We start from the raw sequence: 17,651 nt of genomic DNA, 5'->3' as shown, positions 1-17,651 counted from the left end.
TTATGCTGAGTAAAAAGATTCGCAACTTCCTGCTATTCGGAGTCATCGCCGCACTGTTCCTCGCGGTGGGCTACTGGAATATCAGCCCGGGGCGCTTCCTCGACCAGCCTGCAGCGCAGGTTGAAGAAGGGGCTATCGACTATTACGCAACCAATGCCTACAGCGTGCAGTTCCTGCCTGACGGCAAGGTGCAGTACGAAATGACCTCGGACAAAGTCGAGCATTTGAAGGCCACCGAAGTCACCCTGCTGACTAACCCGGACCTGAACCTGTACCGCGGCACCGAGTTCCCATGGCATGTCACGAGCAAGCGTGGCGAGGTGAACCCGGACGGCACCGAGGTAGAACTGATTGACTCGGTACGCGTTGCGCGTACTGACGCCAAAAACCGTGACACCGTGATTACCAGCAGTCGCATGACCGTATTCCCACAGAAGCAATATGCGCAGACCGAGCAAGACGTTAGAATCGACGGCGCTGGCGGTGTATCGACTGGCAAGGGAATGAAAGCGTATTTGAAAGAAAGCAGGATACACCTGCTATCGAACGTAAGAGGACAGTATGAGGCTCGTTAAAACTCTCCCTATTTTGCTCGGTCTGGGCGCAGCACTGGGAAGCGTGAGCGCCTGGGCTCTGCCGAACGATAGCCAGCAACCGATCCACATCTCGGCTGACGATGCGCAGCTGGATGACAAGCAAGGCGTCGCCACCTATACCGGCGGCGTGATCATCACCCAGGGCTCGATGAAGATCACCGGCAACACGGTGACACTGACGCGCACCCAGGCGGGCGATATCGACGTGGTGACTTCGGTGGGCAACCTGGCTTACTTCGAACAGAAGCAGTCGGCTACCGACACCGGCCCGATGAAGGGCTACGGCAAGACCATCCAGTATCACGCCCAGCAGAATCGCATCGTGCTGATCGACCAGGCCAAGGTACTCAGCCCCGATGGCAACTCCACGGAAGGCGAGAAGATCACCTATGACACCGTGAAGCAGATCGCCAACGCCGGTCGCGCCAATGGCAGCAAGGTCACCGCGCCACGCCCACGTATCGACATGGTTATCCAGCCGAAGAAGAAGGCCGAGTAATGGCAACCCTGAAAGCCCAGCATCTGGCCAAGGCCTATAAAAGCCGTCAGGTCGTGCGCGACGTCAGCCTGTCGATCGACAGCGGCCAGATCGTCGGCTTGCTTGGCCCTAACGGCGCCGGCAAGACCACCTGCTTCTACATGATCGTCGGCCTGGTCCAGGCGGACCAAGGTCGCGTACTGATCGACGACCTGGATGTCAGCCACCAGCCAATGCATGGCCGTGCCCGCGCAGGTATCGGCTATCTTCCGCAGGAAGCGTCGATCTTCCGCAAGCTGTCGGTATCCGACAACATCATGGCCATCCTTGAAACCCGCAAGGAACTCGACCGTGAAGGCCGCCGCAAAGAATTGGAAAGCCTGCTCCAGGAATTCCACATCAACCATATTCGCGACAACCTTGGCATGAGCCTGTCCGGTGGTGAGCGTCGTCGCGTGGAAATCGCCCGCGCCCTGGCCACTGCCCCCAAGTTCATCCTGCTGGACGAACCGTTTGCCGGCGTCGACCCCATCTCGGTCGGCGACATCAAGCAGATCATCCACCACCTCAAGGCCAAGGGCATCGGTGTACTGATCACTGACCACAACGTGCGTGAGACCCTCGATATCTGCGAAACCGCGTATATCGTCAACGATGGCCAGCTGATCGCCGAGGGCGACTCTGCCACCATCCTGGCCAACGAACTGGTCAAGGAAGTGTACCTGGGTCACGAGTTCCGCCTGTAAGGCCGCCTGCAAAAACAAGGCGGCGGCAGGTCGTTTGCCCGACGCGCGGGAGTCAATGAAAACCTCCGGATTTTTATTGTTACCGCGCTCTAGGCAAAGCCCCGATATCAGGCATATAATTTGCTTATGTTTGGCGCTCACGCGCCCTGTCGTGGATGGCGCATTGCGCCGGCGAATAAGGTGTTAAGCCCCTGCCATGAAACCATCGCTAGTCCTGAGAATGGGCCAGCAGCTGACGATGACACCGCAGCTGCAACAGGCCATCCGCCTGCTCCAATTGTCGACCCTGGACCTGCAACAGGAAATCCAGGAGGCCCTGGAGTCCAATCCGATGCTCGAACGCCAGGAAGAAGGCGACGACTTCGATAATGCAGACCCATTGGCCGACAACATCGAGCAAAAACCCAATTCCGACGTACAGGAACCCTCCTACCAGGAAACCGCCCCCACGGTGGATAACCTTGAGGAAGGCGATTGGAACGAACGCATTCCCAACGAACTCCCGGTGGACACCGCCTGGGAGGACGTCTACCAGACCAGCGCCAGCAGCTTGCCCAGTAATGACGATGACGAGTGGGACTTCACCACCCGCACTTCCGCCGGCGAGAGCCTGCAGAGCCATCTGCTGTGGCAACTGAACCTCGCGCCGATGTCGGACACCGATCGCCTGATCGCCGTGACCCTGATCGACTGCATCAATAACCAGGGTTACCTGGACGAGACGCTCGAAGAGATTCTCGAGGCCTTCGACCCGGAACTGGACATCGAGCTGGACGAAATCGAAGCGGTCCTGCACCGCATCCAACAGTTCGAGCCCGCCGGCATCGGTGCCCGCACCCTGAGCGAATGCCTGCTGCTGCAACTGCGCCAACTGCCCGCCAAGACCCCATGGCTCGCCGAGGCCCAGCGCCTGGTCACCGACTATATCGACCTGCTGGGCAGCCGCGACTATAGCCAGTTGATGCGGCGCATGAAGCTCAAGGAAGACGACCTGCGCCAGGTCATCGAGCTGGTGCAAAGCCTCAACCCGCGTCCAGGCTCGCAGATCGAGTCCAGCGAAGCCGAATACGTCGTTCCCGACGTGATCGTGCGCAAGGACAACGAGCGCTGGTTGGTGGAACTGAACCAGGAGTCGGTGCCGCGCCTGCGGGTCAACCCGCAATATGCCGGTTTTGTGCGCCGTGCCGACACCAGCGCCGACAACACCTTCATGCGCAACCAGTTGCAGGAAGCGCGCTGGTTCATCAAGAGCCTGCAGAGCCGCAACGAAACCCTGATGAAAGTGGCCACCCAGATCGTCGAGCATCAGCGCGGCTTCCTGGAATATGGTGACGAGGCGATGAAACCGCTGGTCCTGCACGACATCGCAGAAGCGGTGGGCATGCACGAATCGACGATTTCCCGGGTGACCACACAAAAATTCATGCATACCCCACGGGGCATATATGAGCTGAAATACTTTTTCTCCAGTCATGTCAGTACATCCGAAGGCGGCGAATGCTCGTCCACGGCGATCCGCGCAATCATCAAAAAACTGGTTGCTGCGGAAAATCAGAAAAAGCCGTTGAGTGACAGCAAGATCGCTGGTTTACTGGAGGCACAAGGCATTCAGGTCGCCCGTCGAACCGTCGCCAAGTACCGCGAGTCCCTTGGGATCGCGCCTTCCAGCGAGCGTAAGCGTTTGATGTGACGGGCGGGCCACAGCGTTCCAGTGGTGGGTATTCCTACCCGCCGCTTTATGCACTGGCAACGAAGGAGAAGCTGTATGCAAGTCAACATCAGTGGACACCATGTAGAAGTCACCCCTCCACTACGCGACTACGTCGAGCAGAAGCTGAGGAAGCTTGAGGGTCATTTCGACAAGATCACCAACGTGCAGGTCATCATGAAGGTCGACAAGCTTCAGCAGAAAATCGAAGCGACTCTTCAGATACCCGGTGGAGAAGTGGTCGCCAATGCCGAACATGAAGACATGTATGCATCAATCGACTTGCTCACAGACAAGCTTGACCGCCAACTCAAAAAGCATAAGGAAAAGAATCTGAGCCTGCTTCAGGGCACAGGTCGTTAACTCTCCCCCCATGATCCGACTTGAAACCATCCTGACCCCCGGCCGTTCCCTCGTGAACGTGCCGGGCGGCAGCAAGAAGAAAGCCCTCGAACAAATTGCCAACCTGATCAGCAGCCAAGTGCCTGAACTGGAGATGCAAGATGTCTTTGAGGCTCTGATTGCCCGTGAAAAACTCGGCTCCACCGGTTTTGGCAACGGCATCGCCATTCCCCACTGCCGCCTCAAAGGCTGCGAGTCACCTGTCAGCGCCCTGCTGCACCTGGACGCACCTATAGATTTCGACGCGATCGACGGCGCCCCGGTAGACCTGCTGTTTGTTCTGCTGGTCCCACAGGCCGCCACCGATGCACACCTGGAACTGCTTCGGCAGATCGCAAGCATGCTCGACCGCAAGGAAGTACGCGACAAACTGCGCAGTGCCAGTAGCAACGAGGCGCTGTATCAAGTTGTCCTGGATGAGCAAAACGGGCAGTAATCATGCGTTTGATCATCGTCAGCGGCCGCTCCGGCTCGGGTAAAAGTACCGCCCTCAACGTCCTTGAGGACAACGGCTTCTATTGCATCGACAACCTGCCCGCCGGCCTGCTCCCGGAATTGGCGGAGCGGGCACTGATCCATACCGAATTGGCACAACCTCTGGTCGCCGTTTCGATTGACGCCCGCAACCTGCCGAGCCACCTCACGCGTTTTCCGGAATTGCTCGAAGAGGTGCGTGCCAAACACATTCATTGCGATGTGCTATATCTGGACGCCGACGAAGAAACCCTGCTCAAGCGCTTCTCAGAGACCCGTAGACGTCACCCCCTCAGCAGCCCACACCGCTCCCTGGCCGAAGCCATCGAGGATGAAACCAAGCTGCTCGGGCCGATCATTGACCTCGCTGACCTCAAGATCAACACCACCAGCCTCAACCTGTACCAGTTGCGCGATGCCATCAAGCTACGCCTGCTGAACCAGCCGGAGCCTGGCACTGCATTTCTGGTCGAGTCCTTTGGTTTCAAGCGTGGCATGCCGGTGGATGCCGACCTGGTGTTCGACGTGCGCTGCCTGCCCAATCCTTATTGGAAGCCGGAACTGCGCGACCAGTCGGGGCTGGATCAGCCTGTGGCCGATTACCTGGCCGCGCAACCGGATGTGGAGGAGATGTTCCAGGACATTTCCAGCTACCTGCTCAAATGGTTGCCGCGCTTTGCCGCGAGCAACCGAGCCTATGTCACCATTGCCATCGGCTGCACCGGCGGTCACCACCGCTCTGTCTACCTGACCGAGCGCCTGGGCCAGGTGCTGCAACAAACCCTCAAGAACGTCCAGGTTCGCCACCGCGACCTTAGCTGAAAGGAACACCCCCGCGATGCCCGCTCTGGAAATTGAAATCATCAACAAGCTGGGCCTGCATGCCCGCGCCTCGGCCAAATTCGTCGGTATTGCCGGGCAGTTCCCTTGCCAGATCCGCGCCGGGCGTACACCGGAGAGCATGGTCGATGGCAAAAGCATCATGGCGATGATGATGTTGGCGGCCGGCAAGGGCACCAAGATTCATTTGAGCACCGAGGGCGAGCAAGAGCAGGAAGCAATGGACGCCCTGGTAGCGCTGATCAACAACTTCTTTGATGAGGGTGAGTAGTAACCCCTATCCCCGCTGAGGCCTCACCCCAAGGCGGTATCCATCACCATCATCAAGCAGAACCCCATGCACAACCCCAGGCTCGCGAGTTTTTCGTGACCGTTGCGGCGCGACTCCGGGATCACTTCGTGGGTGACCACCAACAGCATCGCGCCAGCGGCCAGTGCCAGGCCCAACGGTAACAGCACCTCGGCCAGGGTCACCAGCCAGGCGCAAAGCACGGCGAACACCGGCTCCACCAAGCCTGACGCGGCGCCGATCAGGAACGCCCTGATCCGCGACATCCCTGCCCCAGCCAATACCAGCGCAATGACCAGACCTTCGGGCACATCCTGCAAAGCAATGCCCATGGCCAAGCTATCGGCATCCGGCATGCCGCCGCCGGCTGAGACGCCAACCGCCATGCCTTCGGGGATGTTGTGGGCGATGATGGCAAACACGAACAGCCAGATACGCGGTGGAATCACCGGTTTATCCGGTGTGCCCACCAACATTTCCGGACTGGCGCCGGAGACCTTGCGGTCCACCAGATACAAACCGAATGCCCCCAGCATGATGCCGAAGCTGATCAGCCCACCTGCACCCCAGGGCGAAAGACCAAGGGCTTCGGCCGCAGCAATTCCCGGCACGACCAGCGAAAACGCGGTCGCCGCCAGCATCACACCGGCACCGAAGCCCAACAAGGTATCGCTCAACGCCACCGGCATCCGCCGAATCACCAAGACCGGAACCGCCCCCAGCGCCGTGCCAAGCGCGCAAATCGCCCCGCCCTGCAAGGCGCGCATGATGCGCGGCTCCAGATCCAGCCAGGCCAGCCCGTGGGCCACCAGCAATGCAGTACCTGCCAATAGCAGCAGCGAGCCAAACGCATAACGAAACATTCGCACGCTGCTGATCGCCAGTGTTTCAGTGCCCATAGTCGGCCTTAGATCTTGTTATCGAGGTGAATGTCAGGCCAACGCGGCCTGATAGCGTGCGGCAACTTCCGGCCAGTTGATGACGCTGTAGAACGCATTGATGTATTCAGGGCGACGGTTCTGGTAGCGCAGGTAATAAGCATGCTCCCAGACGTCCAGGCCGAGGATTGGCGTGTTGCCATTCATCAACGGGCTGTCCTGGTTGCCGCTGCTTTCCACTATCAGCGTCTTGTGCGGAGTGACACTCAACCACGCCCAACCGCTGCCGAAACGGGTCAAGGCGGCTTTGGTGAAGGCTTCCTTGAAACTGTCGAAACCGCCGAGTTGCTCTTCTACGGCTTTTCCCAACGCGCCGTCGGGCTTGCCGCCACCTTTAGGCGACATCACCGCCCAGAACAGTGAATGGTTGGCGTGGCCACCGCCTTGGTTGATGACGGCCGCACGCAGTTTTTCCGGCAGTTGCTGCACGCTGGACACCAGTTTCTCTACAGGCCAGCCCGCAAACTCGGTGCCCTCGACCGCCGCATTGAGGTTATTGATGTAGGTCTGGTGGTGCTTGGTGTAGTGAATCTCCATGGTTTGCGCATCGATATGCGGTTCCAGGGCATCGTAGGCATAGGGCAAGGCAGGCAAGGTGTAGGTCATATCAATGTGCTCCGTATTGAGACGTGGTCGGCTGCACCGCAGTACCGCCCAGCAAGCGATGGGTGCGCGGGTACTCACCGTGATCGCTGATGAAATTCAACAGTTCGACGTAAGTCTTACTGCTCTGGCGCAGGGCCGCTTCCCGCAGCTGCGGGCTCAGGCGCACGTCCTGCATGGCCTGGAGCAAGCGCTGGTGAATAGCGCAGAGGTATTCGGCGCTTTCCTCGGGCTGATTCAGGCGCAGGTGCAAATCCGCCAGGTTGTGATGGGAAATGACGCAGGCCGCCACTGCTTCGTCGGCATTCGCCCAGCGCTCGAACAGCACTTGAGCCAGGGCCAGGGCTTGCAGATAGGCCTCGCGAGCGTCAACCAATTCGCCCTGCATAAAGCAGCGATTGGCCCGTTCGATCGTGCGTTTCCAGTGCTCCATGGTGAGCCTCCAAAGCAGGGTCGGTGATTACACGCCGCCAGCCGTGAGTTTTTCCGGATCCAACAGGACTTCCAGTTGGCTACGGGGCAGGTCGGTGTGCTCAAGGGCCACCTCAATCACCGGACGGCCCTGCTGATAAGCTTTCTTGGCAATCTCAGCGGCCTTTTGGTAACCAATGATCGGGTTGAGTGCGGTGACCAGGATCGGGTTGCGCGACAGCGCTTCCTTGAGCTTGGCTTCGTTGACCTTGAAGCTGGCGATGGCCTTGTCTGCCAGCAGACGGCTGGAATTGGCCAGCAACTCGAGGCTGCTGAGCAGGTTCTGGGCAATGATCGGCAACATCACGTTTAATTCGAAGTTGCCGGATTGGCCGGCAACGGTGATCACCGTGTCATTGCCGATGACTTGTGCAGCGACCATGGCGGTCGCTTCCGGAATCACTGGATTGACCTTGCCTGGCATGATCGAAGACCCCGGCTGCAGGCCCTCCAGTTCGATTTCCCCCAGGCCGGCCAGCGGGCCGGAGTTCATCCAGCGCAGGTCATTGGCAATTTTCATCAGCGATACGGCGGTGGCTTTCAACTGGCCGGAGACGGCGACAGCAGTGTCCTGGGAGCCGATCAGCGCGAACAGGTTCTTGCCGGGGGTGAATTTCACACCCGCCAGGCTACTGAGCTGTTGACTGAAACGCGCGGCGAATTCCGGGTGCGCGTTGATCCCGGTGCCCACCGCCGTACCGCCCTGGGCCAAAGCCTGCAGGCTCGGCAGCAAATCTTGCAGATGGCCGATGTTGGCCTTGAGTTGCTGGGCCCAACCATTGAGCACCTGGCTCATGCGCACGGGCATGGCGTCCATCAGGTGCGTGCGGCCGGTCTTGATGAATGGGTGAACCTCTTCGGCTTTCTGCTCGATCACCTGCACCAGGTGCAGCAGGGCCGGCAGCGTTTGCTCGTGCAGCACCAGCGCAGCACTGACATGGATGGTGGTCGGAATGATGTCGTTGCTGCTTTGGCCGCAGTTCACATGATCGTTGGGATTGACCGCTTCGCCGAGCAAGCGGCTGGCGAGCGTCGCAATCACTTCGTTGGCATTCATATTCGAACTGGTGCCGGAACCGGTCTGGAAGATATCCACCGGGAAGTGCCGCATGTAATCGCCTTCGAGCAAGCCTTGGGCGGCATCGACGATGGCTTTGCCCTGCCCTTCACTGATCTGCTTGAGGTCGACGTTGACCTTGGCAGCCGCCGCCTTGGCCAGGATCAGTGCGCGAATGAATTGCGCCGGCATGCGTTGGTGGCTGATCGGAAAGTTGTTCACCGCGCGCTGGGTTTGCGCACCGTACAAGGCCTCGGCGGGGACTTGCAGTTCGCCCATGCTGTCGCGTTCGATACGGGTGTTACTCATCGGAAGATCCTTGCACCAGGTCAGAAACGGAAATGGAGGGAAGCAGTTCGCAGGTCGCCAATTGCCAGGCAAAGGTCTGCCAGCGCTTGAGGCGGCACGCACAGTGAGAGAGTTTTTCCAGGTCGCGCAGTGGGCGCCAGGCTTGATCCAGACACAGGGATCGCCAATGCCACGGCAGTGCGATATCGCTGGCGGTGTCGATCAGCAGGCGGAATGAGGTTTCAGCGATGGTCCACGGATGGGTCGCGGTACAGCACGCCAGGTATCGGCCCTCATTGAGGTAATGTTCGATCAGGCGAGGCTCATTGGGATCCAGACCACAGCGAATCTGGCGACTCATCCAGCGCCAGCTTTCCAGGTAAGGATCCTCATGCAGGACAGAACTCATGATCCACACTCATCCGGTAATGATATTTATTATTAAATGATATTGAGAATCAAAACAAGAGTAGCACCTCAATCCCCCTGAAACACGGCCACAAAAAAGGCGCGCCCTCCGTAAGAGGGCGCGCCTTTTTGTGCCGCTGTAGCGGGATTAGCTGCCTGCGACAGTCATCCGCTCGATCAGCACCGAGCCTGTGCGAATATTGCTGCGCAGCTCCAGGTCATTTCCCACGGCAACGATCTGCTTGAACATATCGCGCATATTGCCGGCGATGGTCACTTCCTGGACGGCGAACTGAATCTCACCGTTTTCCACCCAGAAGCCCGCCGCGCCACGGGAATAATCCCCAGTGACCATATTCAGGCCATGGCCCATCAATTCGGTCACCAACAGACCACGTCCCATGCGACGCAACAGCCCCGCCTGGTCTTCATCGCCATGGGTCACGAACAGGTTATGCACGCCACCGGCGTTGGCAGTGCTTGGCAGGCCGAGTTTGCGGCCTGAGTAGGTGCCGAGTACGTAAGACACCAGCTCCCCGTTTTCGACGAACGGCTTGGCATACGTGGCCAGGCCGTCCCCATCGAACGCCGAACTGCCCATGGCCCGCATCAAGTGCGGACGCTCATCAATGGTCAGCCAATCGGGAAACAACGTCTGGCCAATCGCCCCTTCAAGGAACGAAGACTTGCGATACAGGTTGCCGCCAGAAATGGCCCCCAGGAAACTGCCAAACAGACCGCCTGCCAGCTCCGCCGAAAACAGTACAGGCACTTCACACGTCGGCACCGGGCGCGCGCCCAGGCGGCTCGCGGCACGTTGTGCGGCACGCTGACCAATGCTGACCGGGTCTGCCAGCAACTCACCCTGACGACTTACGTCGTACCAGTAATCACGCTGCATCTGGCCATTGGCCTCGGCGATCATCACGCAGCTCAGACTATGGCGCGTGGACGCATACCCGCCGATAAACCCGTGGCTGTTGCCGTAGACGCGACAGCCCTGATGCGTGTTCAACGTGGTGCCATCGGCGTTCTTGATGCGGGCATCGGCATCGAACGCCGCCGCTTCGCAGGTCAGCGCCAGCTCGATGGCCCGTTCGGGCGTGATGTCCCAGGCATGGAACAGATCGAAATCCTTCAAGTCCTTGGCCATCAGCGCCTTATCGGCCAAGCCCGAGCTTTCATCCTCGGAAGTGTGCTGGGCAATCGCCAATGCCGCGGCAACCGTTTCGCGTATGGCCTCCGGACCGCTGGCCGACGTACTGGCCGAACCTTTGCGCTGCCCCACATACAAGGTGATGCCAAAGCCTTGGTCACGGTTGAATTCGACGGTTTCCACTTCCCGTTGACGTACCGACGTCGACAACCCCTGCTCCAGCGACACCGCCACTTCACAGGCACTGGCCCCCTGGCGCTTGGCCTCGGCAAGGATCTGCTCGACTTGTTCCTGCAGGGCCGGTAACGCTTGCGGACCGACGCTTTGGGCTGCACTCATGGTTTTCTCCACTCAAATTCTGCTTTCGGCTAAGGCCATCGAGCGACCGGGCCGGACAAGCGGCCCCCGACTGGTTATCATGGCGGCGTTTCTTTACGGACTGCCACCATGGTTGATTCTTACGACGACTCCCTCGATGGGGAGAAAAGCAAAACCCAGGTCAAACGTGAGCTGCATGCTCTGGTTGACCTGGGCGAGCGCCTTACAACGCTCAAGAAAGACTTGATTGCAAAACTGCCACTGACCGACGAAATGCGCCGGGCGCTTGCGGACGCACCCAAGCACACCGCGAATATCGCGCGTAAACGACACATCATGTTTATCGGCAAGCTGATGCGCGATCAGGACACTGACGCCATTCTCGCCTTGCTTGATCAAACCGATGCCTCCACTCGCCAGTACAACGAACGTTTCCATAACCTGGAACGTTGGCGTGACCGCCTGATCTCGGGCGATGACGCGGTGCTGGAGAAATTCGTGCTGGACTACCCGGACGCGGACCGCCAGCAACTGCGCTCCCTGATCCGTCAGGCCCAGCACGAGCAGGCGCATAACAAGGCGCCGGCCACCAGCCGTAAAATCTTCAAATACATCCGTGAGCTGGACGAGACTCAACGCGGCCTGCGTTGATGCCCTTCCCCGGGTGGCGGTCTTCGCCACCCGAAGCTCCCCCCTTACGACCCCGTGCCACCCACGGTGATCGCATCAATTTTCAGCGTTGGCTGGCCGACCCCTACCGGCACCGACTGCCCATCCTTCCCGCACATGCCCACACCACTGTCCAGGGCCAGGTCATTGCCGACCATCGACACCTTGCTCATGGCTTCCGGGCCATTGCCAATCAACGTTGCCCCTTTGACCGGCGCGGTAATCCTGCCGTCTTCGATCAGGTATGCCTCGCTGGTAGAGAACACGAACTTGCCGCTGGTGATATCCACCTGGCCGCCGCCGAGGTTGGCGCAGTAGATGCCACGCTTCACCGAGGCGATGATCTCCGCCGGGTCGCTTTCGCCACCGAGCATGTAGGTGTTGGTCATGCGTGGCATCGGCAGGTGCGCATAAGATTCGCGACGGCCATTACCGGTGCGCGCAACGCCCATCAGGCGGGCATTGAGCTTGTCCTGCATGTAGCCCTTGAGCACACCGTTTTCAATCAAGGTGGTGCATTCGGTCGGCGTGCCTTCATCATCGACGCTCAGCGAGCCGCGGCGACCGGCCAGGGTGCCATCATCGACAATGGTGCAGAGCTTGGACGCAACCATCTCGCCCATGCGCCCGCTGTAGGCGGAACTGCCCTTGCGGTTGAAATCGCCTTCCAGGCCATGGCCCACGGCCTCGTGCAGCAATACGCCGGACCAGCCCGAGCCCAACACCACCGGCAGCGTGCCGGCCGGCGCAGGAATGGCTTCCAGGTTCACCAACGCCTGGCGCAAAGCCTCACGGGCATAGCCCATGGCACGGTCGTCGGTGAGGAAGTAACGGTAGTCGGTACGCCCGCCGCCGCCGTGGCCGCCACGCTCGCGGCGGCCGTTCTGCTCGACGATCACGCTGACATTGAAACGCACCAGCGGCCGTACGTCCGCCGCCAGCCCCCCGTCGGTGGACGCCACCAGGATGCGTTCCCACACACCGGCCATGCTCACGGAGACCTGCTGGATACGCGGGTCCAGAGCGCGAGTGGCCGCATCGATACGCTTGAGCAACTCGACCTTTTCCGCGCGGCTGATCACTTCCAGGGGGTTGTCCGGCGCATACAACTGCGCCACGTCCTGGGTACTGAACGCCTGTACCGTGCCATGTTGACCGGCACGGGAGATCGAACGCGCAGCACGTGCGGCCAGGCCCAACGCCTCCAGGGTGATCGCGTTACTGTAGGCAAAACCGGTCTTTTCACCTGATTGCGCGCGGACGCCTACACCTTGGTCAAGATTGAAACTGCCTTCCTTGACGATGCCATCTTCCAGGGCCCAGGACTCGGAGATCTGCCCCTGGAAATACAGGTCGGCGGCATCGATGCCTGGCCCGGCCAGATCGCCGAGCACGGTTTGCAAGCTTTCGATGGTCACGCCACCGGGTGCCAGGAGGTGTTCACTGACTGAGGACAACAACTCGCTCATAGGTTTGGCCTTAAATTCATCGTTCTGAAGCAGGCCGCTGGGCGCCCTGCGAGAAAAAGCGCCGATGGTTGACCACCGGCATGCGCGCCCGTATCGACGCCTGTTCACTGCTATCGCGTTCGGCCAGCAACACCGCTTCGCCTTGATCCTGTTGTGCCAGCACCTGGCCCCATGGGTCGACGATCGCCGCATGACCATAGGTTTCCCGTGGCCCTGGATGCACACCGCCCTGGGCGGCCGCCAGCAGGTAACACTGGGTTTCGATGGCCCGTGCACGAATCAGCACATCCCAGTGGGCGGCACCGGTCACGGCGGTAAAGGCCGAGGGCGCAGTAATCAATTCAGCCCCCGCCGCGCGCAGCTCGCTGTACAGCTCGGGGAAGCGCAAGTCGTAGCACACCGTCAGGCCCAAACGGCCGACCGGCGTATCCGCCACCACCACGTTACTCCCGAAAGCATAGTCATCGGACTCCCGATAGCGACCCCGGGCGTCCGCCACGTCCACATCAAACAAATGCAGCTTGTCGTAACGGGCGACGACTTCGCCGCGATCATCGATCAGCAGCGAGCAGGCATTGGATTTGGCGTGCGGTTGATCCTTGGGCGGCAACGGCAGTGTGCCAGCCACTATCCATAAGGTGAGGTCGCGGGCGGTCTGTTTCAACCATGGCAGGATCGGACCTTCACCCAGCGCCTCGGCGCGGCCGATATCCGCCACGTCGCGGCGGCCCATGGCGGCAAAGTTTTCCGGCAGCACCGCCAGCTTCGCACCGCCGGCCGCCGCTTGTTCCAACAAGCGCCGGGCCTGGACCAGGTTGGCCAGCACATCGCTCTGACTGACCATTTGGATTACTGCAAAGGACATGGGCCGATACTCCGTAAAAGGCATGGGGCCATGCTACTCCACAGGCTCTCAGTTTGGTTTTTCAAAGGGCTTGTCGAAGGTGATTTTTGGATCCTTCCATGGGCCTTCCACCTTGTATTGCACGCTGGCGAAACGCGAAACACGGTCACCGATCAGCTTGTCGATCAGGAACAGTGCGCCACCAATCGCCGGCGCGCCCACGATCAGCGCGGCAATCGGCAGGTTGTTGGTCACCGGCAACGTCACCAGCAACTTCGCATCGACACGGTCAGCCACCAGGTCCAGGGTGCCGTTGAGCTCCAGGTTGCTCGACGGGCCGGTCATGGTGATCGGCTCGCGCGTCACGAACACGCCATTGCTGGCGACCAATTGGCCCTTGACCCGGTCATAACTCAAGCCCTTGCCCAGCAGGTCGGAGAAGTCCAGGCGCAGGCGGCGCCCGATGGAGTTGAAGTTGAGCAGGCCGAATACCCGCAGCGCCTGGGCGCCACCTTCCACCTCGACAAACTGACCTTTACGGAACGTCGCATCCAGGCTGCCGGAGAAACGTTTAGGCCCGACCCAGGCCGGCGAACCCGGCCACCGCCCATCCACATCCAGGTGGAAATCCTCGCTGGTGACCGTGGGCGCATAGCCCCAGCCTTTGAGTACATCGGCGATGTTCTTGCCGTCCAGGCGCCCCTTGTACCAACTGCTGCTGTCACCCGGGACACCTTCCCATCCGCCGGCGCCCTTGAGTTGCATGCCCTTGAGGCCCAGGTCCAGCGTATTGAAGGCCAGGCCTTTGGCCGTTGGCCGGATCTTGAGTGACCAGGCGCCAATCAGGTCCGGCCCCTGGAACAGCTGGTCAATGGCGATATCCAGCGCCGGAATATCCTTGGGATCGATACTGGCCAACGGGTCCGGTGCATTTTCATCAGCCTGTACCGTCGGGTCCACCGCCGGCAGCTTCACGTATTGCAGGTTGACCGCAATCGGCGCGCCCTTGGCATCCGGCAGGTTCACCGCCCCCTTGGCCTGCTGGCTGTCGAACTGTAAGCCCCAGGCAGCGGGCTTTCGATCCAACTGCAGGTTAACCTGATCGAACTGGGTACCCGGGCCGGTGAGCTTGCCAATCTTGAATTCGGCACCGCTCAGCAGCTGCTTGGCACTGCCACCTGGGTCATTGCCAGCATACTGGTTCACCAGTTTTTTCCACGGGTCGATATCCAGCTCCGAGAGTACGCCACGGATGCGCAAACCCTTGGCGCCTGGCAGCACGGCATCGCCATCGCCAAGGAACAACTCGCCACGGCCGTCATTGAGTTTGTCCGGCGGCGCGGCAAAGGTGAAGTTGGCCAACTCACCGTAATCAAACCAGTAGCGGCGCTCAGCCCCCTGCAAGGTCATGCGGAATACGCTGTCACGTCCCTGGCTGGCCGGCATGCCGAACGGCGCCGGCAAGTCCACCGCAACGCCCTTGAGGTTGGAGCTGACCATCAGTTGGCTGTCGGCACCGTCCAGGTTGAGCTGTAACTGATACGAAATATCACCGGACACCGGCAACGGCTGACTGACTTTCAACCAATCCGTCAGACGCTTGACCGTCACCTGCCCCTTGGCAGCGACACGGGTGCTGATATTGCCTGGCTTGCCATCGGCAAAGATCTGCGCGGTGATCGGCCGGTCAAATGCCTGGGCGGTAATCTTTTCGCCGCTCAAGCCCTTGGCGCTATCGAAGCGGAAATTACCCTTGAGCTGCGTCAGGTCCAGAGGCGGTTCCGCCAATTGCAGGCGTGCCTTGTCAGTCTGGAAATCCACCACGATCCTGGGCTCGATGCCCTTGACCAGCGGAACGTCCAGATCCAGCGAGCCCTGCAGGTCTCCCTCGCCTTTCCAGCCGGCGAAGGTGGAGGCCGTACCAATTGGCGCTTCCTGGAGAATCTTCAGCCCATCACCCAGGCCACCGGCAAAACCACCGGTAAGCAGCAGATGGCTTTCCTTGCCGGACGGCGCGTGGGGAATATTGACGTAGACGTCCTTGACCTTGGTGTCGAGCAACTGCCCCTTGCTGGCCAGGATGCGTACGCCCGTCTCTTCGACAAACACTTCACCATTGACCTTGTTCACATGGGGCCAACCCGGCTGGAACGCCAGTTCGGCGTCATGCACCTTGAAGAACAGGCTGATATTGCGCGCGGCCGGCAATGCGTCGTGGTTCAGCGAGCCCTGGTACTGGAAGAACCCCTGGTCCACCGCGCCCTTGAGAATTGCCGTGCGCAGCCACTCATCCAACGCGGGGCTCAGTACGGCCGGCAGGTATTTAGGGGTAAAGCGTCCATCGCCATCGACCATACCGACCCGCAGGTCCATATAGTCTTCCTGGCTATGGTCGAAATGCAGGCGAATCAGGAAATCGGCGGCGATCTTGCCCTCTTCCCCCAGCACCTTGATATACGGGGCGATCAGGGTGAAGCCTTGTTTATCCAACTTCCACGTCAGGCGTGCATTGGCCTGGAGGTATTGCCAGGGCTTGGCGAAAATCGGATCGAGGTGCAGGGAAAAATCCTTGCTGTCCATGCGCAACTCGCCCTGGCCCAGGTCGCCGCTGATGCTGCCGGAAACGTTGCGTGCGGCCGGCGCACCGAAGTAGGCGTCAAACCCGACCCGTTCCAGGTTGGCGGCAAAGCTGACTTTTTGATCGGTGGTGTCTTGAGGACGGAAATCCACCAGCACATTACGCAGCAGGCCGGTGGCCTTCAGGTGCTCGACGGTCTTGGCGACACCTTCCGGCAGCGGCGCCAGGGCGTTGAGCAACGGTGTGATGGGGGTCAGGTCAAGGCGGTCAGCCTGCAGCTTCCAGGCTTCCTGGTCCTTGTCGGTCGCCAGGGTCTGTTGCAATTGCAGGCGCGATTCCCATCGGGTCTCGCCCAGGTTCATCGCCAGGGAATCAAACAACACCTTCAAGCCGGTATCGCTGCGTTGCAGATAGGCCGTGAGTGCGAGGTTTTCGATATGCACCGGCTTGCGTTCGGCGTAGCTGCCCTTCACCTGCGGCGAGTTGAGGCGCACGACCGCACTTTGCACCGTGCCTTTACCCCAGTTCAGCCAGAACTCACCGCCGGCCTTGAACTGCGTGAGTTTCCACTGCTGGGTCAGCCTGGCGGGGATCCACTTGGCCCAGTCGCTCTGCGGCAGGCTCAGGTAGGCCTCGACTTCCGCGTCCTTCCACTGGCTCGCGCGAATGCGGCTGCGCAGGCTCAGGGCCAGGGGCTGGCCGTCGGGCAAGGTCAGGCGAGCGTCCAGGCGCTGGCGGGTGACGCCCGTGTGCAGGCTCAAGCCCACATACGTCAGGGTCAGCGGCGCCTGGTCGAACGGTTGCAGGGTGACCTGGCTGTCGAGCAGCGATACGCGCTTGACCATCTGCATGCGCTTGAGCAATTGCTCCGGGTCCAGCGGCTGGTCGTCCTGTATCGGCAAGCCTTGCAGCGCCCAATGGCCGTCCTTGTCTTCCTTGGCGCTCAGTTGCAGGCCACTGACTTCCAGGTGCGCAATACGCACTTCGCGCGCCGTCAGGCTGGCCCACATGTCCGGCACCACTTCGACCTGGTCCAGGCGCAAGGCACTGCTGCCCTCGCCGACCATTACGTCGTGGGCCAGCAACACGGGCGCAAAACCGCTCCAGCGGCCTTCAAGGCTGCCGATGTGCACAGGCATGTCCACCGCAGCCTGGGCCTTGGCTTCGATTTCCGCGCGGTATTCGGCCACCAGCGGGGTCAATTCACGCCCCAGGCTCACATACACCGCCGCCAACACCAGCAGCAAGGCGCACAGCCCAAGGCCCCAACGGGTCAAAGCGGCAAAAAAGCGTGTCAGACGCTCCATGTCAGGCGACCC

General features: G+C 60.4%; 18 protein-coding genes. 9 read left to right on the top strand and 9 right to left on the bottom strand.

Translation table 11 applies throughout. The features are described from left to right. The first annotated feature begins 2 nt into the window (after positions 1–2). From lptC to BLW22_RS01745, 8 genes are all read left to right on the top strand, one after another. The gene (lptC, locus tag BLW22_RS01780; protein ID WP_065924291.1) at positions 3–575 is read left to right on the top strand and encodes an LPS export ABC transporter periplasmic protein LptC; all 573 of its coding nucleotides are present in this window, start codon (positions 3–5) and stop codon (positions 573–575) included. Beyond that, complete coding sequence (lptA, locus tag BLW22_RS01775; protein WP_027604809.1) at positions 562–1,095, top strand: lipopolysaccharide transport periplasmic protein LptA; 534 nt, start codon at positions 562–564, stop codon at positions 1,093–1,095. The genes lptC and lptA overlap by 14 nt, the downstream gene beginning before the upstream one ends. Further along, positions 1,095–1,820, top strand: a complete 726-nt coding sequence (lptB, locus tag BLW22_RS01770; RefSeq protein WP_027604810.1) for an LPS export ABC transporter ATP-binding protein — start codon at positions 1,095–1,097, stop codon at positions 1,818–1,820. Before lptA ends, lptB begins: the two co-directional genes overlap by 1 nt. Positions 1,821–2,016: 196 nt before the next feature. Then, positions 2,017–3,510 carry an RNA polymerase factor sigma-54 gene (locus BLW22_RS01765; RefSeq protein WP_065924292.1) on the top strand — a complete coding sequence of 498 codons (1,494 nt, stop codon included), beginning with the start codon at positions 2,017–2,019 and terminating at the stop codon, positions 3,508–3,510. 75 nt (positions 3,511–3,585) lie between these two features. Then, positions 3,586–3,891 (top strand): ribosome hibernation-promoting factor, HPF/YfiA family, encoded by a 306-nt coding sequence (gene hpf, locus BLW22_RS01760; protein WP_027604812.1) that lies wholly within the window; start codon positions 3,586–3,588, stop codon positions 3,889–3,891. Positions 3,892–3,901: 10 nt separating this feature from the next. After that, positions 3,902–4,366 carry a PTS IIA-like nitrogen regulatory protein PtsN gene (gene ptsN / locus BLW22_RS01755; RefSeq protein WP_065924293.1) on the top strand — a complete coding sequence of 155 codons (465 nt, stop codon included), beginning with the start codon at positions 3,902–3,904 and terminating at the stop codon, positions 4,364–4,366. 2 nt (positions 4,367–4,368) lie between these two features. Next, positions 4,369–5,226 (top strand): RNase adapter RapZ, encoded by an 858-nt coding sequence (gene rapZ / locus BLW22_RS01750; RefSeq protein ID WP_027604814.1) that lies wholly within the window; start codon positions 4,369–4,371, stop codon positions 5,224–5,226. 16 nt (positions 5,227–5,242) lie between these two features. Further along, the gene (locus BLW22_RS01745; protein ID WP_027604815.1) at positions 5,243–5,515 is read left to right on the top strand and encodes an HPr family phosphocarrier protein; all 273 of its coding nucleotides are present in this window, start codon (positions 5,243–5,245) and stop codon (positions 5,513–5,515) included. A gap of 23 nt (positions 5,516–5,538) precedes the next feature. Here the strand turns inward: BLW22_RS01745 and BLW22_RS01740 are convergent, their stop codons facing one another. The 6 genes from BLW22_RS01740 to pmbA all read right to left on the bottom strand — a co-directional run bounded on the left by BLW22_RS01740 (position 5,539) and on the right by pmbA (position 10,793). Then, on the bottom strand, positions 5,539–6,432 hold the full coding sequence (locus BLW22_RS01740) for a ZIP family metal transporter (RefSeq protein WP_065924294.1): 894 nt from the start codon (positions 6,430–6,432) through the stop codon (positions 5,539–5,541). Between the two features lie 33 nt (positions 6,433–6,465). Next, a complete protein-coding gene (locus BLW22_RS01735; protein ID WP_065924295.1) occupies positions 6,466–7,077 on the bottom strand; it encodes a superoxide dismutase in 612 nt (203 codons plus the stop codon). A 1-nt stretch (position 7,078) separates the two neighbouring features. Next, a complete protein-coding gene (locus BLW22_RS01730) occupies positions 7,079–7,507 on the bottom strand; it encodes a hypothetical protein (protein WP_024073462.1) in 429 nt (142 codons plus the stop codon). A gap of 27 nt (positions 7,508–7,534) precedes the next feature. Next, positions 7,535–8,911: a class II fumarate hydratase gene (locus BLW22_RS01725; protein WP_065947116.1), complete on the bottom strand. Its 1,377-nt coding sequence runs from the start codon at positions 8,909–8,911 to the stop codon at positions 7,535–7,537. Continuing rightward, complete coding sequence (locus BLW22_RS01720) at positions 8,904–9,299, bottom strand: hypothetical protein (protein WP_027604820.1); 396 nt, start codon at positions 9,297–9,299, stop codon at positions 8,904–8,906. Before BLW22_RS01720 ends, BLW22_RS01725 begins: the two co-directional genes overlap by 8 nt. A gap of 147 nt (positions 9,300–9,446) precedes the next feature. Next, complete coding sequence (gene pmbA / locus BLW22_RS01715; RefSeq protein ID WP_074843904.1) at positions 9,447–10,793, bottom strand: metalloprotease PmbA; 1,347 nt, start codon at positions 10,791–10,793, stop codon at positions 9,447–9,449. Between the two features lie 108 nt (positions 10,794–10,901). Between pmbA and yjgA the strand changes: the two genes are divergently transcribed. Next, complete coding sequence (gene yjgA / locus BLW22_RS01710; RefSeq protein ID WP_017138246.1) at positions 10,902–11,423, top strand: ribosome biogenesis factor YjgA; 522 nt, start codon at positions 10,902–10,904, stop codon at positions 11,421–11,423. Positions 11,424–11,467: 44 nt separating this feature from the next. On the opposite strand, the gene tldD is transcribed toward yjgA, so the two are convergent. Genes tldD through BLW22_RS01695 form a run of 3 tightly spaced genes read right to left on the bottom strand, consistent with a single transcriptional unit; the run spans position 11,468 to position 17,639 of the window. Next, on the bottom strand, positions 11,468–12,910 hold the full coding sequence (tldD, locus tag BLW22_RS01705) for a metalloprotease TldD (protein ID WP_065924298.1): 1,443 nt from the start codon (positions 12,908–12,910) through the stop codon (positions 11,468–11,470). Positions 12,911–12,926: 16 nt separating this feature from the next. Further along, complete coding sequence (locus BLW22_RS01700) at positions 12,927–13,775, bottom strand: carbon-nitrogen hydrolase family protein (RefSeq protein ID WP_065924299.1); 849 nt, start codon at positions 13,773–13,775, stop codon at positions 12,927–12,929. A gap of 48 nt (positions 13,776–13,823) precedes the next feature. Next, on the bottom strand, positions 13,824–17,639 hold the full coding sequence (locus BLW22_RS01695) for a YhdP family protein (protein ID WP_074843902.1): 3,816 nt from the start codon (positions 17,637–17,639) through the stop codon (positions 13,824–13,826). Positions 17,640–17,651: the final 12 nt, after the last annotated feature.

The organism is Pseudomonas marginalis (assembly GCF_900105325.1).
Taxonomy (GTDB): domain Bacteria; phylum Pseudomonadota; class Gammaproteobacteria; order Pseudomonadales; family Pseudomonadaceae; genus Aquipseudomonas; species Aquipseudomonas marginalis.
Note: the sequence above shows the minus strand (reverse complement) of the source record. Positions and strands in the feature narration are given on the sequence as shown.